This window comes from Bacillus sp. ISL-4 (assembly GCF_018613275.1).
In the GTDB taxonomy this organism is placed as follows: domain Bacteria; phylum Bacillota; class Bacilli; order Bacillales; family DSM-1321; genus Peribacillus; species Peribacillus simplex_E.
In genome coordinates this window covers 1-11,537 of record NZ_JAGGQN010000039.1, presented here as the reverse complement: position 1 = coordinate 11,537, position 11,537 = coordinate 1, and the positions used below count along the sequence as shown (strand labels likewise).

10 protein-coding genes and 1 pseudogene are annotated in these 11,537 nt (G+C 35.8%); 6 read left to right on the top strand and 5 right to left on the bottom strand.

Annotated features, from left to right (window positions below):
- Window positions 1-312: 312 nt before the first annotated feature.
- Entirely contained in the window at window positions 313-858 is a 546-nt protein-coding gene (locus J7J00_RS21670; protein WP_214794507.1) for a MerR family transcriptional regulator, read from the bottom strand.
- A 262-nt stretch (window positions 859-1,120) separates the two neighbouring features.
- Between J7J00_RS21670 and J7J00_RS21665 the strand changes: the two genes are divergently transcribed.
- On the top strand, window positions 1,121-1,390 hold the full coding sequence (locus tag J7J00_RS21665; protein WP_214794505.1) for a hypothetical protein: 270 nt from the start codon (window positions 1,121-1,123) through the stop codon (window positions 1,388-1,390).
- A 595-nt stretch (window positions 1,391-1,985) separates the two neighbouring features.
- Complete coding sequence (locus J7J00_RS21660; protein ID WP_214794503.1) at window positions 1,986-2,267, top strand: YesK family protein; 282 nt, start codon at window positions 1,986-1,988, stop codon at window positions 2,265-2,267.
- A gap of 185 nt (window positions 2,268-2,452) precedes the next feature.
- Here J7J00_RS21660 and blaI read toward each other — a convergent pair whose 3' ends face one another.
- Both blaI and J7J00_RS21650 read right to left on the bottom strand, forming a co-directional pair.
- On the bottom strand, window positions 2,453-2,833 hold the full coding sequence (gene blaI, locus J7J00_RS21655) for a penicillinase repressor BlaI (protein WP_214794501.1): 381 nt from the start codon (window positions 2,831-2,833) through the stop codon (window positions 2,453-2,455).
- Window positions 2,814-4,625 (bottom strand): BlaR1 family beta-lactam sensor/signal transducer, encoded by a 1,812-nt coding sequence (locus J7J00_RS21650; RefSeq protein ID WP_214794513.1) that lies wholly within the window; start codon window positions 4,623-4,625, stop codon window positions 2,814-2,816. Before J7J00_RS21650 ends, blaI begins: the two co-directional genes overlap by 20 nt.
- Window positions 4,626-4,938: 313 nt before the next feature.
- Between J7J00_RS21650 and bla the strand changes: the two genes are divergently transcribed.
- Window positions 4,939-5,871 (top strand): class A beta-lactamase, encoded by a 933-nt coding sequence (gene bla, locus J7J00_RS21645; RefSeq protein WP_214794499.1) that lies wholly within the window; start codon window positions 4,939-4,941, stop codon window positions 5,869-5,871.
- Between the two features lie 170 nt (window positions 5,872-6,041).
- Here bla and brnQ read toward each other — a convergent pair whose 3' ends face one another.
- Window positions 6,042-7,385, bottom strand: a complete 1,344-nt coding sequence (brnQ, locus tag J7J00_RS21640) for a branched-chain amino acid transport system II carrier protein (RefSeq protein WP_214794511.1) — start codon at window positions 7,383-7,385, stop codon at window positions 6,042-6,044.
- Between the two features lie 439 nt (window positions 7,386-7,824).
- On the opposite strand from brnQ, the pseudogene J7J00_RS28350 reads away from it, so the two are divergent.
- Window positions 7,825-7,982, top strand: a pseudogene (locus J7J00_RS28350) (IS1595 family transposase); the annotation flags it as partial.
- A 265-nt stretch (window positions 7,983-8,247) separates the two neighbouring features.
- Complete coding sequence (locus tag J7J00_RS21635; protein ID WP_214794497.1) at window positions 8,248-8,415, top strand: hypothetical protein; 168 nt, start codon at window positions 8,248-8,250, stop codon at window positions 8,413-8,415.
- A 365-nt stretch (window positions 8,416-8,780) separates the two neighbouring features.
- Here the strand turns inward: J7J00_RS21635 and J7J00_RS21630 are convergent, their stop codons facing one another.
- Window positions 8,781-10,460, bottom strand: coding sequence for a NucA/NucB deoxyribonuclease domain-containing protein (locus J7J00_RS21630; protein WP_214794495.1), 1,680 nt, complete (start codon window positions 10,458-10,460; stop codon window positions 8,781-8,783).
- 564 nt (window positions 10,461-11,024) lie between these two features.
- Here J7J00_RS21630 and J7J00_RS28955 point away from each other — a divergent pair.
- Window positions 11,025-11,324, top strand: coding sequence for a TIGR04104 family putative zinc finger protein (locus J7J00_RS28955; protein ID WP_214794509.1), 300 nt, complete (start codon window positions 11,025-11,027; stop codon window positions 11,322-11,324).
- Window positions 11,325-11,537 lie beyond the last annotated feature (213 nt).

Sequence of the window (11,537 nt, the reverse complement as noted above, 5' to 3'; positions counted from 1 at the left end):
GTTAGTAAATCTATATGAACGATATACAAAACTACGTCAGACTTAAACTGAACCGCCGTATACCGAACGGTATGTACGGTGGTGTGAGAGGTCGGAGGCTAGGCGCCTCCTCCTACTCGATTTTATGATCGGGGCAGGATAGTTGAAGAGTGCCATTTGACCTTTATTCAACAATTGGGCCAGATTGTTGAGGAAGAGCAGTAATTAACCATATTAGTAGGTAAATGAGTGTAAGGTTAAATCGGTCCGAAAAAATGCACTTTTTCAGACCGGGTTTTTGAGGCATTTTATAGATGGCATTCGCCATCATGCCTATTTTATGATCATTTTTTGTAAAGCCTGTTTTTGTGTCTCATCAACGAGTGGAAGCATCTTTTTCAGCTTTAACTTTTTTTCTTCCGTAAGACTATTGAAAGAAGCTCTCATCTTTTCGACTAGCTCTGGTGTTAAATAATTACTTTCACTCATTCGGATCAACTCCATTATTTTTAATAATTGGTCTGCACTTATATTTTGGTTTAATGACGCTAGTGTTTGTAGTTGTTCAAGCTCCTTGCGCAGCTTTTCCTTTAACTTTATTTGTTCATTTATGATTTCAAGTTGAGCTTGAACTACGAGCATCGGATTATAATTAGGATTTACAAAAAAGTTATATATTTCTTCTAATGAAAATCCCAATTGTTTTAGAGATAATATCTGCTGAAGTTTTGACGCATCGGCCTTTGTGTAAAGCCTATGACCAGCTTCGGTAAATTCAGAGGGTACTAATAGACCTATTTGGTGGTAATGGTGCAGTGTTCTTACTGTTATTCCACACTGGCTTGCAAGCTCACCGATTTTCCAAAAATTTTTTGTCATCTTTTCACCTCGTTTCGTACGATTTGTTTGTCGACAAGTAAATTATAAAACCTGACGTTACGTCAGTTGCAATAGGTTTTTCAATTATTTTATCTATTTGTTTATCTTTCTTCAACAAAACAGCTAATAGAAGAACACAAGAATTATTCTGTTAAAGGGAGCTATTCTTTAAAAAGAATCGCTTCCCTTAAGATAACTAAATAAAAAAATACAAATTTACAATATTTTGGTAAAGTGGATTAAAGGAGAAGGGTGGGGAATCATGAAAAAATATTTAGGGGTTATTTCGTTTACTTTAATTATCTTGGTTATTTGTTTCTTTGCTGCGAATATAACACGAGTAATTGATCCTGGAGTAACAACTTTTCGTGTATTAATGATATGTGGAATCATTATATCTTTCTTTTTTTCTTTTCTAAGTGAGAAAGGACTTTGGAGAAAATTCGCTTTAGGTTTTAGTATATTTGTTGGTTTAGTTTACCTTATAGCCGTCGAATTAATGAGAATTGTATTCCAGGATAATGGATTTTAAATTGTTTATTCAACAAAAAAGTGCGTTAGCTGAAGATCGGAGCTGTCTATTAAGCTTTTTCTTTAGTCAACTATCAGGGAAGATTTACTTAAGCATTATACATACTAAGATAATTGGTAGGATGAAAAAGTAGGGAGTTCGATGAAATGCAGGAAATGATAGGTGGTTCATTTGTTTTTGTAACGGATTAATTTTTCTATACTTTGGCTTGTTTCAGTACAAGTGGTTGTATAAGGGTATAAAGGAGATTGAAGAAGGAAAAATTGATATTTTTCCTTTTATAAGTAGTTATTGGTTCTGGTGGGTTGTTTTCATTGGATTAGGTGTATTACTCATTTTTACAACTGGAATTCATTCATTAATAATGTATTTCTTTAATTAACAGGTGCTGTAGATCAGAGCTGTCTTTAAGGTAGTCTTTTTCTTATGGAACTAACGGGAGAGGTTGGTTCAGTAAGAGTAGTGGCTTCGTACTGTGTCATAAATACGAAATAATGAAAATAGAATAATAATTATTATTGGTATTTAAATAACCTAATTGTATTTTAATGGTTAAATAGGCTATTGACCTAATCATTACTAAAGAGGTGATTTAATGGATATTATATTCTCTTCTTATACTAGCTACTTGATAACCTTTATTCTTCTAGTTACTTTTGGAATAGCCCTTACAAAGAACAAAAAAAGAATAGCCATTGCTTGCCCACTTATTTTCATCTTTTTAGGCATTATTAGTTTTGTATCTGGCCTTTTAGTTGTAGGAGGTTTTGAAGGAATGGCAGTTTCCATATTTGGTTTTGTTTATTTAGGACTGGGAGCTATTACACAACTTATAAACAGTCTATTTATTTATTACAGGACAAAAAAATATTCATGAATTTTTAGATTTCATTATTCCAAAGTTTGTGTCAACTCTACAATAAGGTAGGTTGCTGGGGCAGCCTTTTTCTTATGGCACTAACGGGGGAGTTTAGTAATTACATGAGAAATATGTCCTCAGCTATTTCGATTTCGACCGAAAAAAGCGATTTGGAAAAATCCCAAATCGCTTTTTTAATATTATTACTTTTTAGGTTTCTTATTCAAAATAAAGCGTAGTTCATTGATATCATCATCAGATAGGGTATCTTCCTGAATGTATTGGACAAGCATGGATTTCAGGGTACCTCCATAGATACGGTTGATAAATGATTCAGTCTCGGCACGCTGGCACTCTTCCTGTGTATAGAGCGGGTAAAAGGTGTAAACTCTTAGATTTTTATTGACACCTACTACATCTTTTTGAACCAATCGATCGAGAAGAGTGCGGATGGTTTTCGGCTTCCAAAGTGTACTCTCCTGTAAGGAAGCTATGATGTCATTTGCTGTTTGAGGGGCTTTATCCCAAAGCACGTTCATGATTTCCCATTCTGATTCTGATATGCTAGGAATGTTTTTCTCCATTTTTCTCCCCTCCATTTTCTTTATAGATTCCTAAATCTTTTAAAATTGATAAAGTAATTTCTCCCGCCTTGCTTCCAGATGAATCATCTTCATTTTGTATATTGGTAGCAAAGAAATAAGTATTGTTCTTCGTCTCTACATACCCGATAAACCAACCATTGATGTTTTTTCCATTCACTGTTCCTGTACCTGTTTTTCCTGATAGGCGAGCTTCCTCACTCTTTTCTAACCGTAGGGCTTTCTTTACAGCTTGGATATGCATTTCCTTATATCCCAATTGATTGTAATAAAAGGCTTGCAGCAGTTGGACTTGCTCGACTGGAGAAATTTTCAATGAGGATTCGAGCCAGAATTCACCCAATTCCCCAGATACATCGGAATTTCCATAGTTTATCGCTTGTAGATTGGATTGTATTGTTTCAAATCCTGTTCTACGATCTAATTCTTGGAAATACCAGTTTACAGAATTTTGTAAAGCAGATGAGACATCCTGATCCATATTCCAAGCGTCATAGGGTTGCTCCGTCCCATCCCAGGAAAGGGTGGATTCTTCGGGTGATATCACATTTGATTCTAGTGCAAATAAGGCACTATAGATTTTATATGTGGAATCAGGTGATACCCGCAACGTACTTTTCTCTTCATTATAAATGCGATATTGCTGTGCGTTATGATCATATAAGACAAAGCTTCCTTCATACCCTTTAAAGAATTGATGTAAATCCTCAAAAACCACTCCATCATTATTAAAATAGTATCGGTCGTTTCCCGTTGCAAATGCCGAGACGAAAGGTAATTGGATTGTCAAAATGATACTGGCCAACACATAAATAAAGACGCTTTTTCTTATTGATTTTTTTGTGGAATGTTTATAGGCAGAAATTTGTTCAATTCTTTTTTTGATTTGAAGCTTCGAACCGTTTAAACGTGTCACTATCTGTAGCTTACTTGACCGTTTTGAAAGATCCAAAAAATTAATGATTGTATTTCCATATTCACTAAATGAATTATCATCTATTAACTGTAAAACAGATGTATCACATGCGATTTCCCGATCCAATCTCATTTCTCTAAAAGCAAGCCAGACAAGGGGGTTAAACCAATAAATGATTTGATAGAACAATATCACGTAATTTGTCAGCAAATCCTTGTTTTTATAGTGACTCAGTTCATGAAGAAAGATATATTCGTAATTTTTCAAGCTAAGCCAGTTTTCATGCTGGGAAGGTAAGACGATATATGTTTGAAAAAGTCCGAATATCATTGGAGATTGGACTCTTTTCGAAATAACAATCTTTATAGATTTTTTAATCTGCAGTCTTTTCTTGCATTCTTCGAAAAGCGCGAGAACTTCTTGATTGGAAAACGGAGAAGAATAATTCTTTATCCTTCTAAGTGTGAGCCATCCACGAACCATAGTAAAGGTAAATAAAAGCATCCCTGACATCCATAAACCTATCACTCCAATATTAAGTAAGGACAGGTCCGGCCGATTGACCGATACAGAAAAGTCTTGTATTAGGTGGAGGCCTTGTATCATATCAGTTCCAGTTATTTTCATATTAGAACTGGGTGCATTAGTCTGATATGTATCCCCACCGCTAAAGAGGGTACTAAAATTATATAAATCAGTAGGTATGAATGGAAGAGCTAAAGCCAGAAAAAGAAACATCCACAAATGATAGTACCATTTTGCTGTTAATTGTCTTTCAAACCATTTTCGTATAAGTAGAATAACAGTAATGGAAAATGAAGACACCAATAGACCTATTATAAAATGAGTTAAAAACATGTCCATCAATACCAACTTTCTTGACTTTTAAATTTTTTAAAACAGGTATATAGCATATTTATAGTGGCTTGAGGGTGAAAAAATAAAGAATTGACTTTATTTGATTACATATGTAATACTGTACTACAGATGTAATAAGACTACAAATGTAATCCGTTAAAACTCCTTGGTTTTTTCAATTCGTACATAAGAGTCTAATCAAATAATCAGGAGGTATACATCATGAACAAAAGATAGGGGGCAAGTGTTAAAGATCCGGCTGCTATCCCAGGAGAATACATAATAAATATTTTTTAGAAAGAGGTTGAATCTTATGAAGTCATTGAGCAACATTTTTAGTAATTCCGCATTCAGAAAAATTGTGCCTGTTCTATTTCTTTCATGTGCAACACTTGTAGGCTGTTCAAACAATAACGTTAATACTGAATTAACTAAACCTAAAAAACAAGAAACTGCCAATAATCATGATTTTGCTAAGCTTGAAGAAAAATTTGGTGCTAAACTTGGTGTTTTTGCGTTAGATACTGGTACAAACCAAACAGTAACCTATCATCCAGATGAGCGTTTTGCTTATGTATCTACTCATAAGGCTCTAGCTGTAGGAGCACTTTTACAACAGAAATCAATAGAAGAACTTAATCAAAGAATTACCTATACACGTGAAGATCTTGTTAATTATAATCCGATTACAGAAAAGCATGTTGATACGGGGATGACTCTTAAGGAGCTTTCTGATGCATCTCTTCGATACAGTGACAATACTGCTGGAAACCTTATTCTTAAACAACTGGGGGGACCGACTGGATTTAAAAAGGCATTGGAGGAAATCGGGGATAATGTTACCAACCCTGAGCGATTTGAGCCAGATTTAAATGAAGTTAATCCTGGTGAAACTCATGATACGAGTACACCAAGAGCACTTGCTACTAGTCTTCAGGCTTTTACATTGGGAGATGCACTTCCAACTGAGAAACGTGAACTTTTAATAGATTGGATGAAGAGAAATACTACTGGAGATGCGTTAATTCGTGCAGGAGTGCCGAAAGGTTGGGTAGTGGCTGATAAGACTGGAGCAGGATCATATGGTACGCGAAATGACATTTCGATCATTTGGCCATCAAAAGGAGACCCTATTGTTCTTGCTGTACTTTCAAGTCGTGATAAAAAAGATGCTGATTATAACGACGACCTTATTGCTGAGACAACAGAAGAAGTAATTAAGGCCCTTAAGGTAAAAAATAAATAGAATATGATTGTACTAAAAAAGGGTACGTTAAGAAGCCTTTTTTAGTAGATTAATTCCTAAAACGATTGTTATGGTGACCCTTCAAGAACGGGCAAACAGGTCGGTTCCTGGCATCAACATTCAATTTTAAAAGGTCAACCTGTAATGGTTGACCTTATTTTAATATTTATTTAACTACTAGTTGGGGGATTAAGACCGAATTTCCCTCGCAGTATGCTACTGCTAAACCCTATAAATCCTCCAACAATTGCTGGAATAATCCACCCTAGTCCGACATCATACATAGGAAGAATTTCATTAAAAAAATTATTAATGGATGCAAAGTGTATACCAGCTCGATTTAATCCATCAAATAAACTAATTATAAATGTTAGAAGTAAGCTTCCTTGATACACTTCAGCTTTCCCTTTAAATAAAGAATGAAAAAATGTCAAGAAAATTAATACAATGGCTAATGGATAAATAGCTGTTAAGAGAGGAATAGAAACAGCAATTAACTGTGTTAGCCCAATATTGGCAACTATTGCACTAAAAATAGATAAACTAATAGCAATTGTTTTGTAAGGTACCTTTGGAAATAGTTTATGGAAGAAAGTAGAACAAGATGTAACAAGTCCTACGCTTGTTGTTAAACAAGCTACTGTAATCATTAATCCTAATAATATCCCACCATAAGCTCCAAAATAATAATCCGAGACTTTTGCTAAGATAGTGCCTCCATTTTCCAGGTGCCCAAGTTTTCCTACACTTGAAGCACCCATATAAGAAAGAGCTGAATACATGGTTGCCAGGAAAAAGGCAGCAATTCCAGTTGCTTTTGCACAAACAACCATAATTTGTTTTTTTGTTTTAGCACCTTTTTCTTTAATGGCATTAATGATGATGATGCCAAAAACAAAAGATGCGAGCGTATCCATTGTTAAATAACCTTCTCTAAACCCATTAAAAAATGGTTGAACTGAATAATTCTTAACAGGTGCTTGAAAATCTCCAATTGGATGATTAAAAGCAACTACTACTAGGATTCCAATGAACGTTATCTTGATTGGTGTCAATATTTTCCCGACAATTCCGACAACTTTCGCGGGGTTGATCGAAAAAAGGCACGTAATGCTAAAAAAGATGATTGTAAAAATAAGTAAAGGTAGAGGGCCTGAATTTTCGGACAAAAAAGGTTTTACACCGATTTCAAAAGAAACGTTTCCTGATCTAGGCAAAGCAAATAAAGGACCAATGGCTAAATAAAGAACGGTTGTGAATACAATACCAAATACAGGATGTACCCGACTTGCTAACGACTGTAAATCATCTTTCCCCGAAAAACCAAGTGCTAACACACCAAGTAACGGTAAGCCAACTCCTGTTATTAAAAACCCTGCATTTGCTGACCAAATATTCATTCCTGCTGATTGACCAAGCATTGGTGGAAAAATTAAATTTCCTGCCCCAAAAAATAGAGCAAATAACATTAAACCAATAACTAATATAAATGAAAATGGTACTCTAGTAGCCAAATTAAAACCTCCATGAAAGAACAAAATTTTACTTTTTAAAAAAGAAATAATTTTCAAAAAATTGATTACAAACTTAATACATAAGATTGTATTATGATCTGATAAAATAATATTTTTAAGTTTCTCCTTTTGGGCGGCCTTATTTAATATGCAATAAGGTTCTTTCAAATTTTAACGACAAGCAGATTGTTACTACCATGATTACGATTCAAATGATAACTTAGCTCCCTATTAGTGATATGTAATCATTAACTAAAAACCCATTTTATAACTATTGATATATTGTAATACATACTTCTTTCTCTTAAAAGGATACAAAGGAGGAAAAAACAAGAAATAAAGTTGTCATAAAGGGGGATAAAAGTGGTAGCTGTGAAAAACAATCTTTGTTAGCTGGATTAAATGAAAGGTTTATCTCTTCTGTTGAAGAGATAAAAAGACTAAATACCTCCACCATAATTTGAGTTGGTTTCAATTCCTTGACCGCATCAGGCATCGAATGATGATACAACGGTAAGCAAAATGATTGTTGATAGCTGCCTGTTCTCAACAGGGGTAAGCCATGATAAGCTCAAATTACTACAATTTACCATATGATTGATATTGGTTTATTTTAGTAAAGAGGCAGAATTGTCGGGATTGTTGATGAACCATTAATGTTAGGGAGTCGAATATGAAAAAGATTACATATGGAAGTTTAATATTTCTAATCTTATCAATGCTAGTAGCGTGCACGAATGAAAAAGATGATTTCGCTCGAATTCATCCAAATCTTTTACCTAATGGTGATCACAGGTATTCGCTATATGCTGTTGGAAAAGAAATTACAGTGGATTTACCATAGGACAACAACATAACCAATGTGGGACCAGTAACAAATACATCATCTTATGAGTCATTGAATGAGCAATATTCTAAACTCGAATTAAAGAAAGAACCTGCATTCATCGTGTTCGATGAAAATGGTTTGGTTTTAAAAACATATGATTATGAAGAAATGATTGATTTTTTACAAAATCCAGACAAATAACTCTAATCTTCCATAATCGGGGAGCTGTAAAGAAATAAGGGAATTTCTATAGATTAGGAGTTCCCTTATTTTTTTATTGAAATCAACAATATTATTTAACATAGTTTAGATAAAAGAAAAAGGGTTTAAAAAGTATGATGGCAGGGGAGATATGCTATATGATTTCCAAATGGAAATAAGGTATTAGATTAGTGAAACAAGAACTATAGAAGATTTAAATGTAGAAGAGAATTAATACAGATATAAATTAAGGAGTGTTTCTAACTCGCTTGAAAATGCAAAAATGCCTAGTCAAAAGAGCTTAGATTGGAGTCTCCAAGCTCTATTGACTAGCCTACGTCTTTTATTCAACTAACCTTCTATTATTAAGGGATTGCATAGACTTCGACAGTAAAGCTTTCTCCATCGGTGTTTTCCGGTCTGGCGATGTAGAAATCTTCACTTGTTTTGATTTCTGAATCGGACCCGTCTGAAAGATCATAGAAGATCGTTTCGTCGATACCGAAGCTGATGTCTTTCATGACATCGAATTTTGCATCTTTAGGACCGTCGATGATTTTCCATTGTAACTTGGTCGCGTAAGTAGGGATGTTCCCGATCGTGAAGTTATCACTTGATCGGTTATCCTGGCCGTCCTGAGGCTGACCTTCCGATCGGATCGTCGCGATTTTCTCAGGAGCTTCGACCTCCACATTAAAAGCATCTCCATCCAGAATCCGGTCATAGGCGTACCAGGCACCGAGCCATGTCCCTGCAGCACCGTTCGAATCAGCGGAAATCATTTTTACAGAAAAATTATCCGATCCGTTCGTCGATGAACCTTCCCAGGTGGAAGCGAAAGGATATTCGTCACATTGCTTTCCTGTCCGATCCTCATCTCCGAACTCCCGGTCACAAATCCTTCTTGTCTTGTTCCTATTACGGTTGTATTCCTCCTGATGACGTTTTGTATACATCCGTGTCAGTGTGCTGTTTCCTACAACTCCCGGTATTTTCTTTCCAACCATTTGAGGCTTTGTCTGTTCTGGGTGGTCCATAGCGTCCTTCCAATGCTGGCCGGCTTCAGTTAGCATTTCGAATTCCGGTTTCGTGATCGGGACATTGAAGACCGGTGTGGCTTTGCTGAATACGGCTCCTTGCCAGAAATATTGATCAGGGAAAGCGAACATGTATTTTGCAGAGTCATAACGGACGGTCTGTTTGATGCCATCTATGCTTTTTTTGTATTTCCTTGCTGAATGGGTAAGGGTGAGTTTCGGCCAAAATTCCATGTATCCCAACTGGTCAGGATTTGAATCAGTTGCTGGGGGCGCTTCTGAGGTGAAGATTTCTGTATCGAAGTTCGTGTTTTTCCAGTGAGCGATCGTTCGTTCCGTCGGTGGATAGTCGGGATCCTCTTTACAGTCACCTGCGTTCAATTTCGATTCACATACCATATCGATTTTCAACTTGGCTCCATTTAAAGCTGGATCGGTCACGATGATATCGTCAAGTGTATAATAGATTCTCATGTTCCGGCTTTGGTTGGAACCATAACCTATTTCCGTGAATTGAAATTGAACCCCTGCGTTTATACAGATCCCTCCGATGCATTTTACAGGGACTTGATATGTCGCCACATGGGACCAACAGAAGGAATAACGGTTCTTGATATACCCTGTTTCTGAACTGCTGTCAGGACTTCTCCGGCATTCATCTACAGTCTGAATATGATCATAGTCAAATTCCGGGGGTACCCATCCGACCGCCGTCTTGATCGGAGGTGCCAAGTTCGCTCTGTATGTCGCTTTACTCTGCTGGTCTACTTCCATCAATTCATCTAATGTCTGAATGCCTTCTTTTTGCTGGATTTGATCTTGTTTGATTTCAAGCTCCCCGAGGGATTTACCTTGCTTCATCAGTTCGGTTGCCTTCTTGATCTTGTCGTCTGGGACCCAGTATCCTCCACCTTCTGAAGTTGCTTGTGTCTGTACAGGTGCAAAGATGCCAAGGGTCAAAAGCATGACAAGGACAATTGAAAAACAACGCTTGTGTAACTTGGACATTACAATTCCTCCCTTATTGAATAGTAACAGCTGTTTACTGCCATTGGACTAGTCCGCTATTAGATCTGTGCGATTTAAATCGCTGATAGGTTACTACAAAACAAGATATTTGACAATACATTCCAAATCAAATAATGCTATCAACCTACATTTTTTACCAAATAATTTTTATATAGGAAGATGGTGGCCGATTCAAAAGACCTGATAATGTTAATGACAATAAAGTTGTTGCTTTAAATAAAGTTGGTTAAAGATGAAGATATGATTAAGGCGATTGTTCAATAACACTCGAAGCAGGGATTGCGTTCTTTTATATGTATCGGGCCATATAGCTGAAGAAGAAATAAATTAGATAATAAATGATGAAAAAAACAAGGTAGAGGAGAACAATGATTAAACTGATTTAAATTGGTTATACAACTCAAAGATGCTTTACTTCAATAAGGAGGGTTGCAGACGCAGCCTTTTTCTAATGCACCAAAGGGGCAGATTAGTTGAATAAGGAAATGTAATTTTATGTTAAAATAATGGTAGGGATATGTATAAAAAAGGAGGTAGTTTAATATACCAACCTGTCAGAATTGTGGTTATAATTGGAGATGGAGAGAAACTTTTGTAAAAATATTCACGTTTAAAAGTAGGTTAAAATGTTCCTTCTGTAAGGGATTCCAATACGTTTCAAAAAGATCAAGAAACCGATTAAGTCTATTTGTATTTACTCCATTTTTGATTTGGATACCGTTAGTATCATTTGGTGTACCTAAGGGTTATATCTTAGCTTCTGAATTAGTTTCTTATGTTTTTGTGTTTGTTTGGATGCCATTTCTATATAAACTCAGTAACAAGGAGGAGCCAATGTGGTAGTATTCCTTGAATGAACAGGGTAGGTTAGTTGAAGAACAAATGATTTAAAACCATAAGGAAGACTTATGATTATAAATCATAACTCATAACTTTAATGAAGTGATCTTGGAACGTATATGGGATGAAGATACATTATTTTAATGAACTAACGGGTGCATTAGCTGAGGATCGGAGCTGCCATAAAGGCAGCTCATTTTCGTGCGCCCGGCATGG